21 protein-coding genes are annotated in these 24,149 nt (G+C 74.0%); 12 read left to right on the top strand and 9 right to left on the bottom strand.

Annotated features, from left to right (window positions below):
- From AC5K6T_RS12275 to AC5K6T_RS12260, 4 genes are all read right to left on the bottom strand, one after another.
- Entirely contained in the window at positions 1–1,449 is a 1,449-nt protein-coding gene (locus tag AC5K6T_RS12275) for a condensation domain-containing protein (protein WP_493208381.1), read from the bottom strand.
- On the bottom strand, positions 1,439–2,833 hold the full coding sequence (locus AC5K6T_RS12270) for a condensation domain-containing protein (protein ID WP_493208380.1): 1,395 nt from the start codon (positions 2,831–2,833) through the stop codon (positions 1,439–1,441). The genes AC5K6T_RS12275 and AC5K6T_RS12270 overlap by 11 nt, the downstream gene beginning before the upstream one ends.
- Positions 2,830–3,786 (bottom strand): fatty acid desaturase family protein, encoded by a 957-nt coding sequence (locus tag AC5K6T_RS12265; RefSeq protein WP_493208379.1) that lies wholly within the window; start codon positions 3,784–3,786, stop codon positions 2,830–2,832. The genes AC5K6T_RS12270 and AC5K6T_RS12265 overlap by 4 nt, the downstream gene beginning before the upstream one ends.
- Positions 3,787–4,063: 277 nt before the next feature.
- A complete protein-coding gene (locus tag AC5K6T_RS12260) occupies positions 4,064–4,384 on the bottom strand; it encodes a phosphopantetheine-binding protein (protein ID WP_493208377.1) in 321 nt (106 codons plus the stop codon).
- A gap of 474 nt (positions 4,385–4,858) precedes the next feature.
- Between AC5K6T_RS12260 and AC5K6T_RS12255 the strand changes: the two genes are divergently transcribed.
- The gene (locus tag AC5K6T_RS12255; protein WP_493208376.1) at positions 4,859–5,632 is read left to right on the top strand and encodes an aspartate/glutamate racemase family protein; all 774 of its coding nucleotides are present in this window, start codon (positions 4,859–4,861) and stop codon (positions 5,630–5,632) included.
- 23 nt (positions 5,633–5,655) lie between these two features.
- Here the strand turns inward: AC5K6T_RS12255 and AC5K6T_RS12250 are convergent, their stop codons facing one another.
- The gene (locus AC5K6T_RS12250; RefSeq protein ID WP_493208374.1) at positions 5,656–6,525 is read right to left on the bottom strand and encodes a polysaccharide deacetylase family protein; all 870 of its coding nucleotides are present in this window, start codon (positions 6,523–6,525) and stop codon (positions 5,656–5,658) included.
- Between the two features lie 111 nt (positions 6,526–6,636).
- On the opposite strand from AC5K6T_RS12250, the gene AC5K6T_RS12245 reads away from it, so the two are divergent.
- From AC5K6T_RS12245 to AC5K6T_RS12220, 6 genes are all read left to right on the top strand, one after another.
- Complete coding sequence (locus tag AC5K6T_RS12245; protein ID WP_493209322.1) at positions 6,637–6,870, top strand: MbtH family protein; 234 nt, start codon at positions 6,637–6,639, stop codon at positions 6,868–6,870.
- Complete coding sequence (locus AC5K6T_RS12240) at positions 6,867–8,270, top strand: aldehyde dehydrogenase family protein (protein WP_493208373.1); 1,404 nt, start codon at positions 6,867–6,869, stop codon at positions 8,268–8,270. Before AC5K6T_RS12245 ends, AC5K6T_RS12240 begins: the two co-directional genes overlap by 4 nt.
- 20 nt (positions 8,271–8,290) lie before the next feature.
- Positions 8,291–10,987, top strand: a complete 2,697-nt coding sequence (locus tag AC5K6T_RS12235) for a penicillin acylase family protein (protein ID WP_493208371.1) — start codon at positions 8,291–8,293, stop codon at positions 10,985–10,987.
- A 5-nt stretch (positions 10,988–10,992) separates the two neighbouring features.
- A complete protein-coding gene (locus AC5K6T_RS12230; RefSeq protein ID WP_493208370.1) occupies positions 10,993–11,790 on the top strand; it encodes a hypothetical protein in 798 nt (265 codons plus the stop codon).
- 46 nt (positions 11,791–11,836) lie between these two features.
- On the top strand, positions 11,837–13,084 hold the full coding sequence (locus AC5K6T_RS12225; RefSeq protein ID WP_493208369.1) for a valine--pyruvate transaminase: 1,248 nt from the start codon (positions 11,837–11,839) through the stop codon (positions 13,082–13,084).
- A 343-nt stretch (positions 13,085–13,427) separates the two neighbouring features.
- Positions 13,428–15,149, top strand: coding sequence for an alpha/beta hydrolase (locus tag AC5K6T_RS12220; RefSeq protein ID WP_493208367.1), 1,722 nt, complete (start codon positions 13,428–13,430; stop codon positions 15,147–15,149).
- Between the two features lie 199 nt (positions 15,150–15,348).
- Here AC5K6T_RS12220 and AC5K6T_RS12215 read toward each other — a convergent pair whose 3' ends face one another.
- On the bottom strand, positions 15,349–15,708 hold the full coding sequence (locus tag AC5K6T_RS12215) for an ArsR/SmtB family transcription factor (protein ID WP_493208365.1): 360 nt from the start codon (positions 15,706–15,708) through the stop codon (positions 15,349–15,351).
- A gap of 193 nt (positions 15,709–15,901) precedes the next feature.
- Between AC5K6T_RS12215 and AC5K6T_RS12210 the strand changes: the two genes are divergently transcribed.
- Positions 15,902–17,257 carry an MFS transporter gene (locus AC5K6T_RS12210; protein ID WP_493208364.1) on the top strand — a complete coding sequence of 452 codons (1,356 nt, stop codon included), beginning with the start codon at positions 15,902–15,904 and terminating at the stop codon, positions 17,255–17,257.
- A 213-nt stretch (positions 17,258–17,470) separates the two neighbouring features.
- Entirely contained in the window at positions 17,471–18,244 is a 774-nt protein-coding gene (cobF, locus tag AC5K6T_RS12205) for a precorrin-6A synthase (deacetylating) (RefSeq protein ID WP_493208362.1), read from the top strand.
- 230 nt (positions 18,245–18,474) lie between these two features.
- On the opposite strand, the gene AC5K6T_RS12200 is transcribed toward cobF, so the two are convergent.
- Positions 18,475–19,212: a cobalt-precorrin-6A reductase gene (locus AC5K6T_RS12200; protein WP_493208361.1), complete on the bottom strand. Its 738-nt coding sequence runs from the start codon at positions 19,210–19,212 to the stop codon at positions 18,475–18,477.
- Positions 19,213–19,462: 250 nt separating this feature from the next.
- Here AC5K6T_RS12200 and AC5K6T_RS12195 point away from each other — a divergent pair, with 250 nt between their 5' ends.
- A complete protein-coding gene (locus AC5K6T_RS12195; protein ID WP_493208360.1) occupies positions 19,463–19,996 on the top strand; it encodes a hypothetical protein in 534 nt (177 codons plus the stop codon).
- Between the two features lie 106 nt (positions 19,997–20,102).
- Here AC5K6T_RS12195 and AC5K6T_RS12190 read toward each other — a convergent pair whose 3' ends face one another.
- Complete coding sequence (locus tag AC5K6T_RS12190) at positions 20,103–20,876, bottom strand: sulfite exporter TauE/SafE family protein (RefSeq protein WP_493208359.1); 774 nt, start codon at positions 20,874–20,876, stop codon at positions 20,103–20,105.
- A 183-nt stretch (positions 20,877–21,059) separates the two neighbouring features.
- Positions 21,060–22,247: a thiolase family protein gene (locus tag AC5K6T_RS12185; protein WP_493208357.1), complete on the bottom strand. Its 1,188-nt coding sequence runs from the start codon at positions 22,245–22,247 to the stop codon at positions 21,060–21,062.
- Between the two features lie 146 nt (positions 22,248–22,393).
- Between AC5K6T_RS12185 and AC5K6T_RS12180 the strand changes: the two genes are divergently transcribed.
- On the top strand, positions 22,394–23,224 hold the full coding sequence (locus AC5K6T_RS12180) for an alpha/beta hydrolase (RefSeq protein WP_493208356.1): 831 nt from the start codon (positions 22,394–22,396) through the stop codon (positions 23,222–23,224).
- 103 nt (positions 23,225–23,327) lie between these two features.
- Positions 23,328–24,140: an SAM-dependent methyltransferase gene (locus AC5K6T_RS12175; protein WP_493208355.1), complete on the top strand. Its 813-nt coding sequence runs from the start codon at positions 23,328–23,330 to the stop codon at positions 24,138–24,140.
- Positions 24,141–24,149: the final 9 nt, after the last annotated feature.

Below are 24,149 nucleotides of genomic sequence, written 5' to 3'. Positions count from 1 at the left end.
TCAGAACCCCCCGAGGTCGTCGTTGAAGCCGGCGGCCGCGGCGGCGCCGGCGCGGTCCGCCTCCGCGGGGCCCAGGTCGAGCGCGGAGACCGGGCGGTCGGGGTCGGCGCACGCGTCGGCGAGCAGCGCCAGGTACTGGCGTGCGGTCCGCTCGACGGTGGACCGGTCGAACAGGCGCGTGCTGTACTCCAGTTGGCCGCGCATCTCGTCCTCGAACTCGAACAGGTCGAAGCGCAGGTCGAAGATCGAGGTGGTGCGCACGTCGTCCAGCCGGGTCATCACCACGCCCGGCAGCTCGGCCCGGCGGCGGCGCGGCGGGATGTTCTGCAGGATGAACATCACCTGGAACAGCGGATTGCGGTTCACCGCCCGCTCCGGGCGCACCGCCTCCACCAGGGACCGGAACGGCAGGTCCCGGTGGACGAAGCCCTTCAGGGCGGTGGTGCGGGTGCGGCTCAGCAGTTCGCGGAAGGTGGGGTCGCCCCCGACGTCGCCGCGCATGACCAGGGTGTCGGCGAAGTAGCCGACCAGCGGCCCCCACTGGGGCTTGTCCCGGTTGCCCACCGGGGTGCCCACCAGCAGGTCCTGCTGCCCGGACAGCCGGGACAGCAGCGCCGTGAACCCGGCCAGCGTGACCATGAACATGCTGGCCCGGGAGGAGCGGGCGAGCTCGCCCAGGGCGGCGCGCAGCCCGTCGGGCACCGGGAAGACGTACCGGTCGCCGCTGAAGTCCGCGCCGTCACAGCGGGGGCGGTCGGTGGGCAGGTCCAGGGCGGCGGGGGCGCCGGCCAGCTGCCGGGTCCAGTAGTCCAGCAGTGCCCGGCCGCGCGGGCCGGCGAGCCGTTCGCGCTGCTCGCGGGCGTAGTCGGTGAACTGGGCGGACAGTTCGGGCAGCGGCACCTCCACGCCGGTGACCTCGCCCGCGTACAGGTCCGCGACCTCCTGGAGCAGCACCTGCACCGACCAGCCGTCGGAGACGATGTGGTGGATGACGAGCGCCATCACGTGCCGCTCGGCCCCGGTGCGTACCAGCTCCAGCCGGAACAGCGGCGGCCGTCCCAGGTCGAAGGGGCGGTGCGCGGCCTCGGTGACCGTCCGGTCGGCGGCGGCGCGGCGGTCCGGCTCGGGCAGCCCGGTGAGGTCGGTGACGGTGAGCGGCACCTCGGCCTCGTCGGCCACCCGCTGGTGGGGGACGCCGTCGACGGCGACGACGCAGGCCCGCAGCATCTGCTGGCGGCGGACGACGGCGGCCAGGGCCCGGCGCAGCGCGTCGACGTCCAGGGGGCCGTCCAGCTGCCACAGCATGGTGGAGTTGTAGGCGGCGTTGCCCGGGTCGAGCCGGTCGAGCAGCCACAGCTGCTCCTGGGTGACCGACAGCGGGGCGAGCCCGTCCGCGCTCTCGTGGGCGGTGTCCGGGCGGTTCCCGGCGGGTGTGGGACTATGCGGCACGGTGCACCCCTGTGGTCGCCATGAGTGTGGCCAGCGGGATCCCGGGGTCCTGCGCGACGGCGGCGAGGACGGCGGTGAGCTCCGCCAGCAGCGACGTGGCGTCCTCGTCGGAGCAGCGGGCGCGACGGTGGCTGAGCAGCGCCCGCAGGTCGCCGTCCTCCTCGTAGAAGACGAGGTCGACGTCGTAGAGGGTGCCGGGATCGTGGTTGAGGATCCGGGCGGTCAGCCCGGGGAAGGCCGGCGGCACCTCGGGGGTGCTCTGGTGCGAGAACAGCACGTTGACCGGGGAGCGGAAGCCCCCGCCACGGCGCGGCCCGAGCTGCTCGACCACGTGCTCGAAGGGCAGTTCGCGGTGCGCGTAGGCGCCGAGCGCGCCCCGGCGGACGTCGCGGAGCAGGCCCCGGAAGGCCGCGCCGGGGTCCACCTCGGTGCGGATGACCAGCAGGTTGACGAAGAAGCCGACCGCGGAGGCGAACTCGGGGCGGCTGCGTACGGCCGCGCGGGTGCCGACCGCGATGTCGGTGGCCCCCGACCGGCGGTGCAGCACCACCGCGAAGGCCGCCAGCAGCAGCATGAACGGGGTCACCCGCTCGTCCTGGCAGACGTCCCTCAGACGGTCGTGCACGGTGCGCGGCACCGTGGCCCACCGGGTGGCCACGGCGTCCGCGGCCGTCGCGGCGGAGCGGGCCCGCACGCCGGCGGGGGCGGACTGCGGGCCGGTCTCCGGGCCGGGCAGCGGTACCGGTCCCAGACCGGACAGCCGCTCCGTCCAGTACGCCAGCTGGCGGCGGTGGCCGGGGCCGCGGCTCCACTCGCGCTGCCAGCGCACGAAGTCCGGGAACTGGGCCGCGGGCTCCCCCAGGTCCGCCGGGACGCCGTCGCGTTCGGCCCCGTACAGCACCGCGAGCTCGGGCAGCAGGACGTTCCACCAGGACCAGGCGTCCGACACCAGGTGGTGCAGGGTGAGGCGCAGGACGTGCTCCTCGGGACCGAGCGCGACCACGAGGGCCCGCAGCACGGGCCCGCGGGCCAGGTCGAAGGGGGCGGCCTGGTCGGCGGCCAGCAGCGACGCGAGGTGGCTGTCGCGCTCCGCCGCGGGCAGCCCGCGCAGGTCCGACACGGGCAGTTCGACGCCGCACTGCGCGGAGACCTCCTGCACCGGGCTGCCGTCGACCAGCGGGAAGGTGGTGCGCAGCGCCGCGTGCCGGCTCCGCAGCCGTTCCAGGGCCCGCCGGAGTGCGGGGACGTCGAGCGGGCCGGTGAGGTGGAACGTCATCGGGTCGGTGTAGACGGCCGAGCCCGACATGCGTTCCAGGAACCACATGCCCAGCTGGCCCGGCGTGAGCGGATGGCGTTCGCCGCAGGCGGCGGGGGCGGCCGTCACGACTGCTCCCGGCCGGTGCGGGCCGCCCGTGCGTTGGCCCGGGCCTCCTGCAGGATGGCCCGGTAGAACCGGGGGTAGCTGGGCGAGGTGTGCTCGGCGTGCGCCAGCGCGAGCTCGTGCCGGCCGCGCAGCCGGTTGATCGGCACGACCATCGCGGCGTGGTGCTCGATGTGCAGGTTGTTGCCGTTGGTGTACCAGGTGCTGAACCAACTGCCGGTGATCGAGCGGGTGTTGCGCAGTACGTCGGTGGAGGAGTTGTCGCACAGGATGTGCTCGGGCAGTTCGACGACGAAGTGCAGCGGCACCGCGACCAGCAGCGGGAGCAGCCAGACCCACAGGACGAACTCGCCGTACCCGAAGGCGGCCAGGGCCGCGGCGCCGAGGATCGGCACGGTGAACATCCGGTACTCGGCGACGATTTCGCGCTCGCGGTCCCGGGATATCTGGCCCATGTCGTAGGACCAGGTGCCGGCCCAGCACCGGCCGATGTCGGCCACCGTGGCGGCCAGCCGGCCGAAGGCGAGCGCCTCCCGCAGGAGCGCCGACCAGGTGACCGGCTGCCGCGAGTCGAACCCGAAGAACTCCGAGTCCTGGTCCGTGCCCAGGTAGCGGTGGTGCTGCAGGTGACGCACCCGGTAGTGGCTGTACGACACCAGCATGGGCACGCCCAGCGGGACTCCGGCCAGCCGGTGCAGACGCGACCTGCGGAAGGCCGAGTGGTGCAGGCACTGGTGCTGGAGTTCCAGCCAGTGGGAGTACATGGCGCCGAGCAGCACCACGCCGAGCAGCCGGACCGGCCAGGCCTCCACGAGGAGGACGAGTGCCACGCCTGCGGCCCACAGACCGTACGCGACAAGGAGTTTGGCGATGAAGACGCGTTCGTCGGCGGCGGTGACCTTGGCCCGCCGGAACAGGTCCTTCGGTGACGCAGTGCTCGCGTCGGGCGTCGTCATGGACGAGTGAACCTTCCCTGCATCGGCCTCCCGGGGGAACGCCGCCGCGGCCTGGGGCACGGGGCCGGGCAGGCTTCGGCGTCGACTCGGCGAGGCACTCGGATCGAGGGCGTGCGGCACCCGGGCCCGGGCGGGGCAGGGCGCACACGCGCGCATGGACACGCCGGCGGCAGCGTCGGGGAACCGCGGGCGCAGAGCAGGCCGGACGACCGGCCGTTACGTGGTGATCAGCAAGAAGGCACGGCGACGAGGACTCCCGGACGCACCGGGAGACGTGTCACCGCGGGAAGTTCGCGACGAGGCAGGCCGCCTGGGCGGCGGCGGTGGGCTGCTCGAAGAGCTCGTTGAGCAGCAGGCCCTCCAGCTCCAGGGCCGTGTCCTGGTCGATGCCGTGGGCGGCGAGCAGGCGCCCGATGGCCTGGAGTGCGAGCAGAGAGTAGCCACCGAGAGCGAAGAAATCAGACGTCTCGGGGTCGATGGTGTCCGGTGCCACTTCGAGCACGTCGGACCAGATGTCGATGACGGCAAGGGTTGCCGTCGGCAACTCCACAGCCTCCCCGGCCGGGTTGGCGAGGGTGCTGCTGTCGTCCTGAATCACTTGCTGTTCCCCCCCATAGAGAACTCGGTGAACTAGTGTCAACTTGTTTTTGCCACGGGCGGGTTGGGGGTCAGCCAAACCCTGCCGGCGCGAGTTGAGGTCCAATCCGTGGAGCAGGCGTTCGCATCCAAGCACGCCGTTGATCTTCTCCGCAAGGGATTGATTCCTTTGATCGGCACGGCCCCTGGCCTGCACCGATGCGAGAACGGCGAGGACAGGCAGGTCAACTTGCGTGCGTGATCGCCTGTGGTACGGTGAGCCGCAGCGACGGGACCACCCGGCTTTCAGGCCGGGCATTTTCTCCACCTTCTCGGGCGCGTCCCCAATCGGTGCCATGACGACCGCATGGCCCTCGCGGACTGCCCCGTCACCTTTCCCGACCGGGGGCCGCCACAGGCATTCGCCCCGGCAAATCACATTCGGCTGGACAACGTGATCCCTGTGCCCGCGCCGGGATCTGCAGGGGGCAGAAGCGTGATACGAGTCGACCGGAAACCGGCCAACGGCACGGCGGCCAGCGTGTCCGCACGGACACTGGGAGTACTCGGCGGCATGGGGCCGGCGGCCACCGCGGAGTTCCTCCGGCTGCTCTCCCTCGCGGTCCCCGCGCGATCGGACCAGGAACACCCGCGCATCGTCATGCTGTCGGAGCCCGGGATTCCGGAGCGCACCGGGGCCATCCTCACCGGCTCGGACGAGCCGCTGCCGCCGATCCGCGCCGGTCTGGAGCAACTCGCCGCCTGGGGAGCCGACTTGCTCGTGGTCCCGTGCAACACCGCGCACGCCTTCATCGACCGGCTCCCGGGCGGCCTGCTGCCCGTGCCGGTCGTCCACATCGCCGACGCCACGCTGCGGGCCGCCATGCGCACCAGCCCGGCGGGCGGCTGGCTGGCGGCCACCACCGGAACCGTGCACAGCGGCATCTACCAGCGGCGGGCCGCCGAACTGGGCTACCGGCTGCTGGTCCCGGACGAGCCGCTGCAGGCCGAGATCCACCGGTCCGGCGTCCTGGTGAAGGCCAACCGCCTGGACGAGGGCGCCGCCGTGCTGGCCTCCGCGGTGCGCGGACTGTGGCAGCGGCACGACCTCCCGGTGCTCACCGCGTGCACCGAACTCCCTCTCGCCTACGAGGCCGCCGGGCTGCCCGAGGAGCGCTCGGTCTCCAGCCTCGCCGCGCTGGTGACGGCCTGCGTGGCCGAACTCCTCGCCCCGCGGACCGCCACCAGCCTTGCCGGGACGAGGAGTTGACCCGCCCGCCACGGCGGCTGCGGCTACGCCTGACCGGTCGGCCCGGCGAGGACCAGCTCGGCCACCTCGTCCGCGCGGGCGAACCGCACGTCGCCCCGGGAGAGCGCGAACCGGATGAACTGCTCCAGGGCGTGCAGCCGCGACGGGCGTCCGGTGAGGAAGGGGTGCACGGTCAGCATGCACAGCGAGCCGAAGCCGCGCATGGCCTCCAGCTCGGCGGTCCACAGGTCCACCACCTTGGACGGTGCCTCGATCAGCTGGCCGATGTTCGGCTCGGGCAGGAAGGCGTACTGCTCCCAGTCGTCCAGCAGCCACTGCACGGGCAGCTCCGCGATCGTCGCGCCGGAGCCGCTGCGCACCGCGTAGGGGCGGTCGTCGTCCATCAGCGAGGAGTCGTAACGCAGTCCGAATTCTCCCAGGAGATCGAGCGTGTACCGGGTCGTCTCCCAGTTCGGCGCCCGGTACCCGGTGGGCTGCACACCGAATCGGGAAAAGGTCTTCAGACTGCGCTCGATCTCCTCGCGCTGCTCCTCCTCGGAAAGGTGCACGGGGTGCCGGTGGGTAAATCCGTGCAGCGCCGTCTCATGCCCCCTTTCCGCCACCGATTCCATCACCGAAGGCCACCGCTCGGCGGACACGCCGGGCACGAAGAAGGTCGCCGGCAGCTGGTACCGGTCCAGCAGGTCCAGGATCCGCGGCACCCCGACCCGCGGGCCGTAGGCCTGGTGGGACATGGTGGTGAGGTGGTCGATGTAGTGCTCCCCGCGGGCCAGCACGGGCGATTCGGCGTCCACGTCGACCCCGATGACCACCACGGCGGACGCGCCCTTCAGCCAGTCGCCGGCCGGCACCCGCTCCGGCCACCGGACCTTGGGAATCTGGATTTCATCCATCACTGAGCAACCTTTTCCAGGCGTTATTGAACATGCCGCTGGTGCGGCATTCCGGCGACACTCTAGCAATTCCATCAGGAAAAGAAAAAGGGAATCCAAGTGGCAAGTGCAATGAATGACATCCCGGCTCCGGCCGAGAAGTTCCGGGTCGTGGTGAACCACGAGGAGCAGTATTCGGTGTGGCCCGTGGACCGGGAGGTCCCGGCGGGCTGGCGGGACGCGGGGGTCCAGGGCGACAAGGAGACCTGCCTCGCCCACGTCGAGGAGGTCTGGACGGACATGCGCCCGCTGAGCCTGCGCACGCAGCTCGCCGGGCCGGCCCCGGAAGCCGAGGCCCGGGCATGACGCCGTCCCTGACCATCGGCGGCGCGGCGGTACCCGGCGCCTTCGAGCTGCCGGTGGAGGACCCGGCCACCGGCGAGGCCTTCGCCCGGTCGCCCGCGTGCTCCCCCGAGCAGCTCGACGCCGCCGTCGCCGCGGCCGCGGCCGCCGCCGCGGACTGGGCCCGGCTTCCGGCCGACGACCGCCGCGCGGCGCTGCGCGCCTGCGGCGAGGCGCTCGGCGCGCACCTGGAGGAGGTGGCCGCGCTGCTCAGCCGGGAACAGGGCAAGCCGCTCGCCGCCGCCCGGGCCGAAGTACGGCTGTCGGCCGACTGGTTCGGCCACACGGCCGAGCTGGAGCCGGCGGCCGAGGAACTGACCGCCGGGGACGGCGCCCGCATCACGGTGGAGCGGGTCCCGCACGGGGTCGTGGCGGCGATCGCCCCGTCCAACTTCCCCGTCATCCTGTCGGTCTGCAAGTTCGCCCCGGCGCTGCTCGCCGGCAACACGGTGGTGGTCAAGCCCTCGCCGGAGACCCCGCTGTCCACGCTGCGGATGGGTGAGGTGCTGCGCGGCTGCCTGCCGCCCGGCGTGTTCAACGTCGTCTCCGGCGACCACGCGCTCGGCCGGGCCCTCACCGAACACCCCTCGGTGGACATGATCTCCTTCACCGGCTCGGTGGAGACCGGCCGGGCGATCGCCCGGCAGGCCGCCGACCGGCTGCTGCCCGTCGTCCTCGAACTGGGCGGCAACGACGCGGCGATCGTGCTTCCGGGTGCCGACGTCACCGCGCTCGCCCCCGCGCTGTTCCACGCCGCCCTCGCCAACAGCGGCCAGTTCTGTGCCGCGGTCAAGCGGATCTACGTCCCGCGGGACCGCGCCGAGGAGCTCACCGGGGCGCTGGCCGCACTGGCCGAGGCCGCCGTCGTGCGCCCCGGCAGCGACCCGGAGGCCGAGTTCGGGCCGCTCGTCAGCCGGAGCCAGCTGGAGCGGGTCGGCCGCCTGGTCGAGGACGCCGTCGCCCGGGGCGCCCGGGTCGTGACCGGCGGCGCCCCGCTGGCGGGCCCGGGCCACTTCTACGCCCCGACCGTGGTGACCGGTCTGCCCGAGGGCTGCGAGCTGGAGGTGGAGGAGCAGTTCGGTCCCGTCATCCCGGTGATCGCCTACGACGATCCGGCCGAGGCCGTCCGCCGGGCCAACGCCACCCGCTACGGCCTCGGCGCCTCGCTCTGGGGCCCGCCGGACGCGGCCGAGGAACTCGCCCCGCTCCTCGACAGCGGCACCGTGTGGATCAACACCCACGGGGACCTGCGGCACGACGTGCCCTTCGGCGGGGTCCGGTCCTCCGGACTGGGCGTCGAGTACGGGCACTGGGGGCTTCTCGAGTACACGCGGATCAAGGTCCGCAACAGAGCACGGCGCTGACCATGGGCGACAGGAGAGTGATGAGAGCCAGGATCCGCCGGGCGGCGGGAGTGCTGGGCGCCGTCTGCACCGCCGGCGTGACCATGTTCGTGTTCGGCGCCGGCTTCGGCCCGGTGCCCGCCCTCGGCAGGGCCCTGATGCCCGGCGGCGGGGTGTGGCCGTCGGCCGAGGACGCCCGCCTTCCCCACGACGAGCAGATCCGCATCCCCGGACTGGACCGCCCGGTGGACGTGTCCTTCACGGCGGACGGCGTGGCCTCGGTCCGGGCGTCCTCGGACGAGGACCTGTTCACCGCCCAGGGCTACCTCGCAGCCCGGTTCCGCCTGGTCCAGATGGACGTGCAGCGTCGCCTGGGCAAGGGCAGGCTGGCGGAGCTCAACGGCCCCTCCGGCATCGACTCGGACGTCTTCGAGCTGTCCCTGGGCATCCACCGCACCGCCGAGGCCACCTGGAAGGCCACCCCCCGCGACGGCAGGGCCGCCAAGGCGCTCACCGCCTATGCGGCGGGCGTCAACGCGCGGCTGGCCGAGCTGGAGCGCAACGGCCGGTGGCCGACCGTCTACGGGCTGACCGGCGTACGGCCGGAACGCTGGACCCCGGTGGACAGCCTGGTCGTCCAGGGCGTGCTCACCCAGACGCTGAGCTTCGACACCCGTCCGCTGACCTACGCGCTGCTGAGCGGTTCGCTGGGTGCCGAGCGGGCGTCGCAGTGGTTCCCGGTGCTGCCCGCCAACGAGCAGCACCCGTACGCCCCGGGCCCCTACCGGAACCTCGGTGTCGCTCCCCTGCACAGCCCCAACGCCAACGCGGCCACGGTCGCGGGCCGCCCGGGCGTCGCCGGCGACGGCGCCGCCGCCCCGGCACCCGCCGCCACCCCCGGCTCCCCGGCGAGCCGCGGCCCGGCCGCCTCCGCGACCTCGGACCGGGCCGACTCCGGCTCCGCCAGGCCGGGTTCCGCGACGCCGGCCGCAGCGACCGCGGAGACCGGGGCGAGCGGGGCGAGGGGAGAGAGCGGGGCGACCGCGGAGGCGGCCACCGCCATCCTGCGGAGCATGGCCAGGCTCCCCGAGACCACCCGCCACCTCTACCCCAACAGCAACGCCTGGGTGGCGAACGGCAAGGCGGCCGACGGCGGCGCGCTCCTCGCCGGCGACCCGCACCTGAAGCTGTCGCTCCCCTCGTACTGGTACCAGGTCTCGCTCAAGTCCCCCGGGTACGACGTCACCGGCTCCAGCCTGCCCGGCATGCCGGCCGTGCTCATCGGGCGCAACGCCGACATCTCCTGGTCCATCACGGCCGTGCAGAACCAGTCCACGTTCTTCTACCGGGAGAAGACCGATCCCGGGCACCCGGACGCCTACTTCTGGAAGGGCGCCTGGCATCCCGTGCAGAAGGTGAAGTACACCGTTCCGGTCCGCGGCGGCGCCCCCGTGCCGATCGAGGTCGAGCTCACCGTGCACGGTCCGCTGCTGACGAAGAAGGGCCGGACCACGTCGGTCGAGTGGATGGGCAACCGTCCCTCGCAGAACCTCACCGCGCTGCTCGACCTGAACGCCGCCGAGGACTGGGACGGCTTCCGCGCCGCGCTGCGCAGCTGGCAGGCCCCGGCCCAGAACTTCGCCTACGCCGACCGGAAGGGCAACATCGGGGTGATCGCCCCGGGTTCCTACCCGCAGATCGCCTCCGGCGACGCACGCGGACCGCTCCCCGGCACCGGTGAGTCGGACGTCGTCGGCGCCATCCCGTTCGACGCGGTGCCACAGGTGTACAACCCGCCGTCCGGGCTCCTGGTCACCGCCAACCAGCGGCCGGTCGGACCGGACTACCCGTACTACATCGGCCCGGCGTCGAACTTCGACACCGGTTACCGCACCAACCGCATCCTCGCCGAACTGTCCCGGCCCGGCCGGCAGCACACCGTGGAAGGGTTCCAGGACCTGCAGAACGACGTCACCGACGAGCTCGCCCAGCGCATGGTGCCCAAGCTGCTCCAGGCCCTGGAGGGCGCGAAGCTGACGCGGCAGCAGGAGGACGCCCGCACGCTGCTGGCCGGCTGGAACGCCTCGATGGACGCCGAATCCCCGGCCGCCGCCATCTGGTTCGCCTTCTACGGCGGCTACGTGGAGGAGGTGTTCAAGCCCTGGTGGGACTCGGCCGAGGTGCCGGTGGACGTCGACCCGGCCGGCCTGGACCTGCTGCGCACCCCGGTCCCGCTGATGCAGATCCTGGAGAAGTGGACCTTCACCGACCCGGACAACCCGGCGTTCACCGCCCCCGACGGCCCGTCGCGCACCGCGCCCGACGCGATGCGCGCCGCCTTCACCGGAGCGGTCGCGTACCTGGACGGCCGGCTCGGCGGGAAGCCCGCCGAGTGGGAGTGGGGCCGCATCCACGAGCGGGTGGTGCCCTCGCTGACCGGCGCCCCCTCCCTGGGTGACGGCCCGTACCCGGCGGGCGGCAGCCCCTGGACCGTGAACGTGGCGGAGAACGGCCTGCGTTCCGACTACGGGCCCAGTCTGCGGATGGTCGTCGGCTGGAGCCCGGCGGGCACGGCGGACGCCCGCGCGGTCTACCCCGGCGGCCAGAGCGACAACCCCGCCTCCCCCTGGTACAAGAACCTGGCCCCGGACTGGTGGAAGGGCTCGCTCCGCCCGCTGCGCACCGCCGACGAGCAGGGCGAGGGCGACATCCGCTGGACCTTGCGAAGCGAAGGGTGACCCGCATGCCGAAGACGACGGACACGAGTACGCAGGCCCCGGGCCCCGAGCCGGACCTGGCCAACGGTGCGGACGGCGGCGCCACCGGGGACCCGACCCCGGACCCGGCACCGACCCCGGCACCGACCCCGGCTGCGGCTGCGGCCACGGACGGGACCCCGGACGCGTCCTCGGCCAAGGTCAGGAACGGGGCCACGAACGGGACCACGGAGACGTCCTCGGCCGGGGACACGAACGGGACCACGGAGACGTCCTCGGCCAGGAAGACGGACGGGACCACGGAGACGTCCTCGGCCGGGGACACGGACGGGGCAACGGACGCGGACGGCGGCCCCGGTGCGGACCCCCGCACCGGCACGACGGCCGGCTCCGGCCCCCGGGCCCCGCGCCGGGCGGTGGCCGCCGCGGTGACGGTGGGCGGCGGGACCGCCGCCACCGCCCTGGGCACCCTCGCCGGCCTCTGGTTCATCCCCTTCCTCGTCGGCGCCGTGGCCGGCACGGCCGGCCGGTTCCCGCGCAGGGCCCCGCGCCCCTCCCGCGGCTACCTCACCGCGTCCCTCGCGGCGGTCCTCGGCTGGGCGCTGCCGCTGGCCGTGCAGGCCCTGGGCGGGGCTCCGGTGGGGGAGGTCGCCCGGACGACGGCCGCCCTGGCCGGCCTCCCGCCGCTGGCCGGCGCCGTCGTGGCCATCGCCCTGCTGATCGCCCTGGTCCAGGCACTGCTCGGGGTCTGGGTCGGCCGCACCCTGGCAGCCCCCGGCCGTGCCGCCGCGGACCGCCCCGCGGCCACTGGGCCCACCGCCTGAGCGGACCGGCCGAGCCTTCCGCCCCCTCCCCAGAAGGGAACACCACATGGCGCTGTCCCTCATCGGCAGCAAGATGGCCACGCTCTCGGGCCTCCGCAGCATCATGGAGGACATCGCCGTCAGCACCGCGTCCGGCCCCGCAAACTGGCTCAACCTGGGCATCGGCAACCCGGCCGCGATCCCCGGGGCGATCGCCGAGTGGCGGAGCCTGACCGAGGAGGCGCTGGCCGAGGACTTCGCCTCGGCCGGCTGCCAGTACGGTCCGTCGCGCGGGTCGGCCGCCCTCATCGAGGCGATCACCGGCTACTTCAACACGCGGTACGGCTGGTCGCTCACCGCGCGCAACGTCGCGGTCGGACCGGGCAGCCAGATGCTCTGCTTCACCGCCGCCGCCCTGTTCGCGGGCCCCGGGGGAGGCACCGGGCCCGCCGAGGGCACGAAGGTGGTGCTGCCCATGGCCCCGGACTACACCGGGTACCAGGGCCTGTGCCTGCACCCGGACGGAGTGGTGGGCATCCCCGCCACGCCGGTCCCGGAGGGCACCCACCGGTTCGGCTACGCCCTCGACTTCGACGCGCTGGAGCAGCGGCGGGACATCGGCATGCTGCTGCTGTCGAGCCCCGGCAATCCCACCGGGCGCGCGGTCGGCGCCGCCGAACTCGACGCCCTGACCGGCCTCGCCCGCCGGCGGGACGTGCCGCTGCTGCTCGACCACGCCTACGGGGAGCCGTTCCCCCGGATCGCGCCGACCCTCACTCCGCCGCCGCTGGACGAACACGTGGTCAACTGCTTCACCCTGTCCAAGGCGGGCCTGCCGGGCGAGCGCATCGCCTTCGCCGTCGGGCCGGAGCGCTGGATCACCCCGATGGTCTCGTTCCTGGCCAACTCCGTCCTGCACGCACCGCAGTTGCAGCAGTCGGTCGTCGCGCGCGCCCTCGCCTCCGGCCGCCTGGACCGGCTCGTCGGCGACACCGTCTCCCCCTTCTACCAGGAGCGGCGCCGCCTGGCGGAGAAGCTCTTCGAGGAGGTCATGCCGGAATCGGTGCCCTGGCGCCTGCACTCCGGCGACGGCGGGATGTTCTGCTGGTTCTGGATCGACGACGAGCGCTTCGACGACACGGTCCTCTACGAACGCCTCAAGCAGGACAGGGTCTTCATCGTTCCGGGCCGCCACTTCTTCCCCGGCGGCCACGACACCCCCCACCGCACCCGCTGTTTCCGCGTCAGCCTCAGCCCCGACGCGGCGACCCTCACGGAAGGCATCACCCGCATAGCCCGTGCGCTGGGCCGCTGACCCGCGGCCGCTCCGACACCCCGCCCGCCCCGGTCCTCGCACCGGGGCGGGCGTCCCCGTGCACGACCTCGCGCCGGGTGCTCCCGTCCGGGGCGGAGGCGGGGCCCTTCGTCCGGCGGGACGGTGGCGCCGATGAGTTCACCGCCCGAAGCCGCGCGGCCCGGAGGGGCCGGCGGCACCCCCGGACGGTCCGGCGGTGCGATGGGTTGTCATTCCTCCGGTCGAGAAGAGGGGCAGCGGTCTCTACTTCAGGACGATGTCCGGGCGGGATTCCGCTTCGTACCATGTCCACGCCGCTGACCTGCCGCGGCGATGCTCACCTCGGACTCCGGAGCAGTCACCCTTGTTCACTCATCCCCAGCGGCGCCGCCGCGCCGTCGTTCTGGCCGTGTCGGCGGCCCTCGCCGCGGGTTCGCTGAGCGGCTGTACGCCGGACACCCCCGGCACGGCCGCCGCCGACGATCCCGCCGCCCGCGCCGACCTGAGCACCTTCTACCGCCAGAAGCTGCGGTGGAAGCCCTGCGGAGAGGAGGAGTGCTCCACGCTGAAGGTCCCCATGGACTACTCGGCGCCCGGCAACGGCAAGACCTTCACTCTCCCCCTCATACGGGTCACCGCGACCGACAGGGCCCGTCGCATCGGTTCGCTGGTCTTCAATCCGGGCGGTCCCGGAGAGTCCGGGGTCGCCCTGCTCGCGGACGGCGGGGCGGAGACGTTCACCGAACGCATACGGACCCGCTTCGACATCGTCGGGTTCGACCCGCGCGGTGTGGCGGGCAGCGAGCCCGCCGTGGACTGCGGACCGGAGGACGAGACCGGCACGGAGACCGGCGCAGAGACCGATGCAGAGACCGATGCAGAGACCGGCGCAGAGACCGGCGCAGAGACCGGCGCGGCGGCCGACGACGCCGCGCCGCAGCCGCTGCACCCCGCGACGGCGGAGCAGCGCCGCGCCGCCCTGGCCGAGGCCGAGAGCATGGTCGCGGCCTGCAAGAGGCACAGCGGCCCGATCCTGCCGCATGTCGGCACGGCCGACGCGGCCCGCGACATGGACGTGCTGCGCGCCGCGCTCGGCGACGACAGGCTGAGCTACCTCGGATGGTCCTACGGGACGTCGCTGGGCACCAGCTACGGCGAGCTGTTCCCCCGGCGGGTGCGCGCGATGGTGCTGGACGGGGCCGTCGACCCGTCGCTGGACTGGGCCGAGCGGGCGGTCAGCCAGGCCGCCGGATTCCGCGAGGCGGTCGACGACTACGCCGAGTACTGCGCCGAGGTGGCGGGGGACGTCTGCCCCGCCGGCACCCCCGAAGGCATCCGCGAGCTGCTCGCGGATCTCTACGCGCGGACCGAGGCGGAGCCGCTGCCGGTCGACGACGCCGCCTGGGGCCTGGACGCGGCGACCCTGCACAGCGCCGTCGTCACGTCGATGTACACCCCGGAGGAGCAGTGGGAGGCCCTGTCCCGCGGTCTGGGCGAGGCCGCCGACGGTGACGGGACGAGGCTCGCGGGGATCGCCGCCGGCGAGGAGGACGCCGGGGAGGACGAGGACACCGGCGGCGAGGAGGAGCAGCAGGCGGAACAGCAGGAGCCAGGGAGCCAGGAGGAGCAGGGGGAACAGGGGGAACAGGAGGAACAGGAGGAGGAGAGCCACCCCGACAACGCGGATGTGGCGATCACCGCGGTCGACTGCGTCGACATCCCTCACCCCGAGGACCCCCGGGAGTACTGGAAGGCCCTCGACCGGGCGCACCGCGCCGAGGGCGACTTCGGGTCCGAGAGCGTGGTCGCCGCGCTCGGCTGCAGGGGCTGGCCGCAGAGCGGGCCCGGCCCGCACCGGGTGAGCGCGGACGGGCTGCCTCCGGTGCTCGTGGTGGGCACCACCGGCGACCCGTCCACGCCGTACCACGAGGCCCGGAGCCTGGCCCGCCAGCTGCCCGGGGGCATGCTGCTGACCTTCGAGGGACTCGGACACACGGCGTACGGGCGGGGCAGCGGCTGCGTGGACCGTGCCGTGGACGGCTACCTCATCGACCTCAGGCCGGTGAAGCCGGGCGCGACCTGCTGACGCCCGGACACCGCCGCACGCCACGCGGCCGGGGCGCGCACGCCGCCACGTTGCGAACTCCGATCGCCGGGGGACTTCAGGAGGGCTCCGCCCGCTCTCCCGGCCCCGGCCCCCGGCCCCCGGCAACGAGGCTGCGCCGCACCCCGCCCGCCCGTCCGGCGACGGATGCGGCCCCCACGGCCGCCCGGGCGTCGGCCCGTCAGTCGTGCGGGGCCCGGCCGCTGACGCGGTGGTCCGCGTGGCTCAGGGCCTCCATCACCAGTCGGCGCAGGTGCCCGTCGCGCAGGCTGTAGAAGATGTGCCGGCCCTCGCGGCGGGTCTCGACCAGGCCCGCGAGACGCAGTTTCGCCAGGTGCTGGCTGACCGCCGTCCGGGACGCCGCGCACCGCTCGGCGAGGGAGCCGACGTCCGACTCCTCCTGCGCGATCAGCCACAGCAGGTGCAGCCGGGTCGCGTCGGACAGCATCGCGAAGACCTCGGTCGCCTCGGCGAGACGCGCGCTGTCCGGAGGGCGCAGATGCGCACCGGCCGCAGGTGGCAGGGACTCGCGAGCAGGCATGTGCTCAGCCTAGGGCGTGTTGCGAAAGTCCCGCCTGCCTGGCGGCGTGCGGCGTTCGCCCCGCCGCGGCACCCGGCACACTCCCCCGCCGCCGCAAGGGAGTGGCGGCCTCAACATGTGCACAGATGCGCACTCATGGATACAGTGGGAGGGTAGCCACGTCCGCCTCCGTGCCGTCCGGAGGGATCGCCGCATGCTCTCCGTCCTGCGCAACGGCCCCTACCGCCGCCTCTTCATCGCCCAGGTCGTCGCTCTGCTCGGCACCGGCCTGGCCACGGTGGCGCTCGGCCTGCTGGCCTACGACCTCGCGGGCGCCCGGGCGGGTTCGGTGCTGGGTACTGCACTGGCCGTCAAGATGCTGGCGTACGTGACGATCGCTCCGGTGATCGGCGCGGTCGCCGACCGTCTGCCGCGCCGGGCTCTGATGGTCGGCGCGGACCTGGTGCGCGCCGGTGTGGCGCTGCTGCTGCCCTTCGTCGACCAGGTGTGGCAGGTGTACGTCCTGATCCTCCTGCTCCAGTCGGCGTCGGCCGCGTTCACGCCGACGTTCCAGGCACTCGTGCCCGAGGTGCTGCCCGCCGAGCGGGACTACACGCGGGCGCTGTCGCTGTCCCGCCTCGCCTACGACCTGGAGAGCCTGTTCAGTCCGGCACTCGCCGCCGCCCTGCTGTCGGTGACGACCTACAGCTGGCTGTTCCTGGGCACGGTGGCCGGCTTCCTGGCCTCCGGGGCGCTGGTCGTCTCGGCGGTCCTGCCCAAGCCTTCCGCCCCCGGGCCACGCGGAGACGGTGACGGTGGCGGTGACGGCCTCCGGGCCAGGGCCACCGCCGGCGTCCGCCGCTTCCTGGCCCTCCCGCAGCTGCGCGCCCTGCTCGCCCTCGACCTCGCGGTGGCCGCGGCGGGGGCCATGGTCACCGTCAACACCGTGGTGTACGTACGTGACACGCTGGAGCGCGGCGCGGCCGACGTGCCGCTCGCGCTCGGCGCCTACGGCGGCGGGTCGATGGCGGTCGCCCTGCTGCTGCCCCGGGCACTGGACCGGGTGCCGGAGCGCACGGTGATGCTGCGCGGAGCCATGCTGCTCCCGCTCGTCCTCGCGGGGCTCGGCGGCCTGGCCGCAGCCGACGGCGGTACCTGGCGCTGGCCGGCGCTGCTGCTGATGTGGACGGTGCTCGGGGGTGCCTGTTCGACGGTGCTGACACCGACCGGGAGGCTGCTGCGCCGGGCGGCGGCGCCCGAGGGACGTACGGCCCTGTTCGCGGCGCAGTTCTCCCTGTCGCACGGCTGCTGGCTCCTGACGTACCCGCTGGCCGGCCGGCTCGGCGCGGCAGCGGGCCTCCAGACCGCCGCGGTGGTGCTGGGCGTGGTCGCCTCCGCCTCCGTCGTCGCGGCTGTGCGGCTGTGGCCGAAGCGGGAGCCGGGCCCGGTCGAGCACGAGCACCGCGATCTGCCCGACGACCACCCGCACCTGGTGGACGCGGTCCGGTCCGGGACCGGCCGGCGGCACAGCCATGCCCGCACGGCCGACGCGCTCCACTCGCGCCGGTGAAAGGGCGTGCGCCCCCGGAGGACCGGCCGGTGCCTCCCGGTGAGTTCCCCGCCGGACCAGGGCGGTCTCGTCCGTCGCGCGCCGGGCGGGGGTGCCGACCGAGCCGGCCCGGAGCACGGCCGCGGAGCCGGTGGTGAGGGCCCCGGGGTCGCGCCGGGCACCGATCCCGACCTCGGTCGCGGGCGTGGTGCCGGTGTCCGGCAGACTCGGGGGGTGCGAAGGATTCATGTCATCGGGATCGGCGCGGGCGATCCCGACCAGCTGACGTTGCAGGCGGTCCGGGCGATGCGGGACACGGACGTGTTCTTCGTCCTGGACAAGGGCGAGGCCAAGGCGGATCTCACGGATCTGCGCCGGGAGATGCTGCGGACGCATCTGCCGGAGGGCGGGTACCGGGTGGTCCAGGCGCGCGACCCGGACCGTGACCGCCGGGCGGACGGGACGGCGTACGCACCGGCCGTCGGCGACTGGCGCACGGCACGCGCCGCCCTCTACGAGCGGCTGATCGCCGGCGAACTGCGCGAAGGGGAGACCGGTGCGTTCCTGGTGTGGGGCGACCCGGCGCTCTACGACAGCACCCTGGGTGTGCTGGAGGAGGTGCTGGAGCGGGGCGCGGTGGTCTTCGAGCACGACGTCGTACCGGGCATCAGCAGTGTGTCCGCACTGATGGCACGGCATCGCACGGTGCTGAACCGGGTGGCCCGGCCGGTGCAGATCACCACCGGGCGGCGTCTGGCGGAGGGGTTCCCCGAGGGCGTCGACGACGTGGTGGTGATGCTGGACTCGCAGCAGGTGTTCCGGCAGTACGCCGACCAGGACATCGACATCTACTGGGGGGCGTATCTCGGCACTCCGGACGAACTTCTCGACGCCGGGCCGATCGGCGAGGCGGCGCCCCGGATCGAGCGGGCGCGGGAGCGGGCCCGGGAGCGCAAGGGCTGGATCATGGACACCTACCTGCTGCGCCGCAGGCCGGGGCGGACGTGAGCCGCACCGGCGACCGGGCGTGAGCGACCCGTCCGGGGGCGGGCGGGCGCCGCCCGGCAACGGACGGCCCGCGCCACCGCCGGGGACGGCGCCTCACCGGAAACGGCATGCCCGGGGCGCGGACCCGGCGGCCCAGCGGTCGCCGGTTCTGCGGCCCTGCGGCCCTGCGGTGCTGCGGCCCTGCGGTGCTGCGGTGCTGCGGCCCTGCGGTGCTGCGGCCTCAGCCGGTGTCAGACACACCCCACTCGGCGCAGCACGGCCTCCGGGTCGGACATGGCGACCACGCCACGGGGCAGCTCCGGACGGCGTACGACGACGACGGGCAGACCGAGTCCGCGTGCGGCGGCGAGCTTGGCGGAGGTCGCCGCTCCCCCGCTGTCCTTGGTGACGAGGACGTCGATGCGGCGCCCGACCAGCAGTTCCCGCTCGGCCGCCTCGGTGAACGGCCCCCGGGCCAGCAGTACTTCGGTGTGCGCCGGGACCGGTGGCGCGGGCGGCTCCACGGACCGGACGACGAACTCCAGTCCGGTCCGTCCGGCGAAGGCGGCCAGGCCGAGGCGTCCGGTGGTCAGCAGCACCCGCCTCCCGAGGCCGGGCAGCAGTCCGGCGGCCTCGTCCAGGGACCGGGCCCAGTGCCAGCGGTCTTCGGGTCCGGCCTGCCAGCCGGGCCGTCTGAGCACCACGAGCGGGACACCGGTGAGGGCGGAGGCCTCGGCCGCGTTCGCCGTGATCGCCGCCGCGAAGGGGTGCGTGGCGTCGACCAGGGTGTCGACGCCTTCCCGCCGCAGCCAGTCGGCGAGCCCCCGCGCACCCCCGAACCCCCCGGACCGCACCTCCCCGGCCAACGCGCCGGGCCGGGACACCCGCCCGGCGAGCGAGGTGGTGACCCGCACCCCGGGCCGCACCGCCAACTCGCCGGCCAGCCACCGGGCCTCGGTGGTGCCGCCGAGGACGAGAACGTGAGGCATGCGGCGAGCGTACGCCGGCCGCCCCGCCGCAGAGGGGGCGGGGCGCGGCGGACGGCTCGGGGCCCAGAACCCGGGCCGGGCTCGGGGACTCGGGGCTCGGGGACTCGGGGCTCGCGGACTCGGGGCTCGCGGACTCGGGGCTCGCGGACTCGGGGCTCGGTCACGGAATGAACACCTTGCGCACACACTCTGCGCACAGGGCCGTGACCGGTACTACGGTCGCTCCACCCGAACCGTCCGGGGGGACGAGATGACCAATCCGTACACCGCTCCCGTACCGCCGACGCCGCGCCCGCCCGACTCCCGTCCGCTCCACAGGCGCGTCCTGATATGGGCCGGCGGCGCGGCCGTGTTCGTCACGGGGGCGCTCATCGGCTCGGCCGGGGACGACGGGCAGCAGTCCGCCGTGACCGGGGCCGCGCCCGCGACGACCGTCACGGCCGCCCCCGATCCGGGCCCGACCGTCACCGAGACCGTCACCGAGACGGTGGAGGCCGAGGCGGAGCCGGGCCCCACGGTCACCGTCACCGAGACGGCCACGGTCAGGGCGGCCGAAGGCGGCGGCACCAGCACCAGCACCAGCACCAGCAACAGCAACAGCAACAGCAACAGCAACAGCCAGGACAGCACCGGCACGTGCAGCATCGTCTCCAACGCGGGGAACTGCTACGCGGCGGGTCAGTTCTGCCGGAACAGCGATCACGGCGCGGTCACCACCACGGCGGGCGGCGACAGGATCCGGTGCGCGTACAGCGCGAACGCATGGCGCTGGATCCGCGGCTGACCGGCCGGGGCGGGCGTCCGGCCGTTCCCGGCGATCCGCGGTGCGCCGGTCGTCCGTGGGCGGTCGGCCCGGTCCGGCCGGGGGCCGCCGTCCCCGCCGCCGGGGTTCAGCGCAGCAGCAGTTGCAGCGCGCCGAGGACGGTCGCCACGATCACGATCTGCTCGAACAGCCGCTGGTTGATCCGGTGCACGGCCCACGCGCCGAGAAGCGCGCCGGGCACGACGAACGCCACGAGAGCCGCGTCGAGGAGCAGGGAGCGGCCGTCGATCAGGCCGAGCCCGGCGCTGAAGGGCACCTTCGCCAGGTTGACGATGAGGAAGAAGAACGCCGACGTCCCCAGGAAGCCCAGCTTCCGGAACCCCGCGGAGAGGAGGTACAGCGACATCACCGGGCCGCCCGCGTTGGCGACCATGGTGGTGAAGCCGCCCAGGACGCCGTAGGAGCGCGCCTTGAGCCGGCCGGCGCGGGTGGTGACGGTGTCCGGCGTGTCGTCCCGTTCGGCGGTACGCCGACGCCACAGGGTGACCGCCGTCATCAGCAGCAGGGTCGCGCCGATGCTGATGCGGACCGTCGCGTCGTCGGCCCACATCAGGAAGGCCGTGCCCGCGACCACACCGGCCGCGACGGCGGGGAACAGCCGCCACAGCGTGGGCCAGTGGGCGTGCCGCCGGTAGGTGAGGACGGCGAGCACGTCCCCGGCGATCAGCAGCGGCAGCAGCACCCCGGTGGAGGCGCGGGCGGGCAGTACGGCCGCGAAGACGGCCAGGCTGACGGTGTTGGCCCCGCTCACGGCGGTCTTGGAGAAGCCGACCAGCAGGGCGGCGGCGGCCAGGGCGGCGAACTCCCAGCCTGATATGTGCCAGAGCGTCATCGTGTCCATGCGGGGACCGATGCTATGTCCGCGCCTCGGCCGCGCCGCGCCCAGGTCCTTCCCCGGCGACGGGACCCGAGCGCGCCCGGTTCCCCGCGCGGGGCGGCCTGCGCGGGCCCCGCCCCCCGGACGGCCCGCCGGGAACCCCGCGGGCCGGCGAGGACCCCGGGCTCCGGCGGCGGGCCGGCCCGCTCAGCTCCGTTCGACGAGGACCGCGGTGCCCTGCCCCACCCCGACGCACATCGTGGCCAGGCCGCGGGACGCCCCGGTACGGCGCATGCGGTGGAGCAGGGTGGTGAGGATGCGGGCGCCGGAGCAGCCGAGGGGGTGGCCGAGCGCGATGGCGCCGCCGCTGGGGTTGACCAGGCCGGGGTCGATGCCGAGCTGGTCGACGCAGGCGAGGGCCTGGGCGGCGAAGGCCTCGTTGAACTCGGCCTCCTGGACGTCGCCGAGGTCCCACCCCGCGCGGGCGAGTGCCTTGCGGGTGGCCGGGACCGGGCCGATGCCCATCACGTCGGGGTGGACACCGGCCGAGGCGCCCGCGACGTAGCAGCCGAGGGACTCCAGGCCCAGGTCGTTGAGGGCCTCCTCGCTGACCAGCAGGAGTCCGGCGGCGCCGTCGTTCATCGGCGAGGCGTTGCCCGCGGTGACCGTGCCGTCCGGCCGGAACACCGGCTTGAGGCGGGCGAGTTTCTCCGGGGAGGTGTCCTCGCGGACGGATTCGTCGGCGTCCACGAGCACCCCGTCGGGGCGTTCCACGGCGAGGAGTTCGTCGTCGAAGTGGCCGTTCTTGCGGGCCAGCGCGGCCCGTTGGTGGCTGCGCAGCGCGAACGCGTCCTGCCGCTCGCGGGACACGCCGTAGCGGGCGGCGACCTCCTCGGCGGTCTCGCCCATCGAGAGCAGGCCGTGCAGGTCCCGCATCGCCGGGTTGACCAGCCGCCAGCCGAGCCGGGTGTCGAAGGTCTCCATGCGGTGCGGGAGGGCCTCGTCGGGACGGGGCAGCACGAAGGGGGCGCGGCTCATCGACTCCGAGCCGCCCGCCACGACGATGTCGGCCTCCCCGGCCGCGACGGTGCGGGCGGCGGTGGTGACCGCCTCCAGGCCGGAGGCGCACAGCCGGTTGACGGTGGCGCCGGGCACGGACTCGGGCAGGCCGGCGAGCAGGGCGGCCATCCGGGCGACGTTGCGGTTGTCCTCGCCGGCCTGGTTGGCGGCACCCCAGTACACGTCGTCGACGCGGGCCGGGTCGAGCGCGGGCACATCGGCCACCAGCGCGCGGATCACGGCGGCCGCGAGGTCGTCGGGCCGCACCGGGGACAGGGCGCCGCGCAGCTTCCCGATGGGCGTGCGGCGGGCGGCCGCGAAGTGGACGGAACGCACGAGGGTGACTCCTGACCGACGATGCCGGGAACCGGCGGGCACTTGACCAGACCTTAATTAGCACTGCTAGTTTTGGACTATAGACCGACCCGCACGCCCCTGGGAAGATCCCTCGGAAGCCTTCCACCGCCGCCGCCGGAGGACACATGCCCGAGCACACGCTGACCGGGACCCGCGGCTGTGTCGCCGTCCGCGTCTGGCAGCACCCCCGGCCCCGGTACGTGGCCCTGGTGGCCCACGGCTACGGCGAGCACTCCGGCTCCTACGCGTCACTGGCGGGCGTGCTGGGCGGGCACGGCGCCGCCGTCCACGCGCCGGACCACACCGGGCACGGCAGGTCGGCGGGCGAGCGGGTGCTGATCGAGGACTTCGAGGACGTCGTCACGGACCTGCACACGGCGGCCGGTGCCGCGCGGGCCGCGCACCCGGGTCTGCCGGTGGTGCTGATCGGCCACTCGATGGGCGGCCTGATCGCGGCACGCTACGCACAGCGGCACGGTGCGGGGCTCGCGGCCCTGGTGCTCTCGGGGCCGGTGATCGGCGCCTGGGAGACCCCGGCACGGCTGCTCGCGTACGACGAGATCCCCGACGTCCCGGTCAGCCCCGCCGCGCTCTCCCGCGACCCGGCCGTGCAGGCCGCGTACGCGGCGGACCCGCTGGTCTGGCACGGCCCGATGAAGCGGCCCACGCTCCAGGCGTTCGAGCGCACCCTGCGGACCGTGGCGCGGGAGGGCGCGGTGGGCCCGCGGCTGCCGCTGCTGTGGCTGCACGGCACCGAGGACCGCCTGGTGCCGCTGCCCGGCAGCCGTAGCGGGGTCCGGGCGCTCGGCGGGACCCTGACGGAGCGGATCTACCCGGGCGCCCGGCACGCCGTGTTCCACGAGACGAACCGCCGCGAGGTGTACGCCGATCTGACCGGCTTCCTCGACGAGGTGCTGCCACTTCCGGCGGACGGGGACCAACTCGACTCCCCGTGAGGGGACTTGCATCCCGAGGAACCGGCCGGACACCGACTCAGGGGATCGGCGCGATCATGTCACACTGCTCGCACCACGCCCGCCCGCATCCGAGGAGCTCAGAGTGACCGGGACCCAGCCGGCCATGCCCCACATCGACACCACCAGACCCCACCCGGCCCGGGTCTACGACTGGTATCTCGGCGGCAAGGACAACTATCCGGTCGACGAGGAACTCGGCCGCCGGATCAGCGCGATCGACGACGGCGCGCCCCGGGCCGCGCGCGCCAACCGCTGGTTCATGCAGCGGGCCACCCGGCTGCTCGCCCGGGAGGTGGGGATACGTCAGTTCCTGGACATCGGCACCGGTATACCGACCGAGCCCAACCTGCACCAGATCGCGCAGGGCGTGGCGCCGGAGACCCGCGTGGTCTACGTCGACAACGACCCGATCGTGCTCGCCCACGCCGCGGCCCTGCTGCGCGGCACCCCCGAGGGGGCCACCGAGTACGTCCAGGCCGACGCACGCGAACCGCGGACCATTCTCGAACAGGCGGGGCGCGTCCTGGACTTCGGGCGGCCGGTCGCCGTCTCGCTGATCGCGCTGCTGCACTTCATCGCCGACGAGGACGGCGCCCGCGAGCTGGTGGGCACCCTGGTCGACGCCCTCGTACCGGGCAGCTGCCTGGTGCTGTCGGCGATGACGGCCGACTTCGAACCGGAGAACGTACGCCGCGGCATCGAGCTGTACACGGCGCAGGGCGTCACGCTGGTGGCCCGCAGCCGCACCGAGATGGGCGCCTTCTTCGACGGGCTGGACCTGGTGGACCCGGGGATCGTGTCGGTGGCCGACTGGCGGCGCGACCTCGCCGAGGGCGAGGCGGACCCGGGCGCCGCGCCCGTGTCGCTGTACGGCGCGGTCGGCGTCAAACGCTGAGCGGGCCCG

The sequence above is a fragment of the Streptomyces sp. B8-7 genome (genome assembly GCF_058833805.1).
The sequence above is the reverse complement of the archived record's forward strand: the minus strand, read 5'-3'. Positions and strand labels throughout refer to the sequence as shown.

Excerpts from the sequence above, each read along its gene's own strand:
- AC5K6T_RS12265 (WP_493208379.1), bottom strand. The coding sequence starts at position 3,786 with ATGACGACGCCCGACGCGAGCACTGCGTCACCGAAGGACCTGTTCCGG.
- AC5K6T_RS12250 (WP_493208374.1), bottom strand. The coding sequence starts at position 6,525 with ATGGATGAAATCCAGATTCCCAAGGTCCGGTGGCCGGAGCGGGTGCCG.
- AC5K6T_RS12245 (WP_493209322.1), top strand. The coding sequence starts at position 6,637 with ATGAATGACATCCCGGCTCCGGCCGAGAAGTTCCGGGTCGTGGTGAAC.
- AC5K6T_RS12240 (WP_493208373.1), top strand. The coding sequence starts at position 6,867 with ATGACGCCGTCCCTGACCATCGGCGGCGCGGCGGTACCCGGCGCCTTC.
- AC5K6T_RS12235 (WP_493208371.1), top strand. The coding sequence starts at position 8,291 with ATGAGAGCCAGGATCCGCCGGGCGGCGGGAGTGCTGGGCGCCGTCTGC.
- AC5K6T_RS12230 (WP_493208370.1), top strand. The coding sequence starts at position 10,993 with ATGCCGAAGACGACGGACACGAGTACGCAGGCCCCGGGCCCCGAGCCG.
- AC5K6T_RS12225 (WP_493208369.1), top strand. The coding sequence starts at position 11,837 with ATGGCGCTGTCCCTCATCGGCAGCAAGATGGCCACGCTCTCGGGCCTC.
- AC5K6T_RS12215 (WP_493208365.1), bottom strand. The coding sequence starts at position 15,708 with ATGCCTGCTCGCGAGTCCCTGCCACCTGCGGCCGGTGCGCATCTGCGC.
- AC5K6T_RS12210 (WP_493208364.1), top strand. The coding sequence starts at position 15,902 with ATGCTCTCCGTCCTGCGCAACGGCCCCTACCGCCGCCTCTTCATCGCC.
- AC5K6T_RS12200 (WP_493208361.1), bottom strand. The coding sequence starts at position 19,212 with ATGCCTCACGTTCTCGTCCTCGGCGGCACCACCGAGGCCCGGTGGCTG.
- AC5K6T_RS12195 (WP_493208360.1), top strand. The coding sequence starts at position 19,463 with ATGACCAATCCGTACACCGCTCCCGTACCGCCGACGCCGCGCCCGCCC.
- AC5K6T_RS12190 (WP_493208359.1), bottom strand. The coding sequence starts at position 20,876 with ATGGACACGATGACGCTCTGGCACATATCAGGCTGGGAGTTCGCCGCC.
- AC5K6T_RS12180 (WP_493208356.1), top strand. The coding sequence starts at position 22,394 with ATGCCCGAGCACACGCTGACCGGGACCCGCGGCTGTGTCGCCGTCCGC.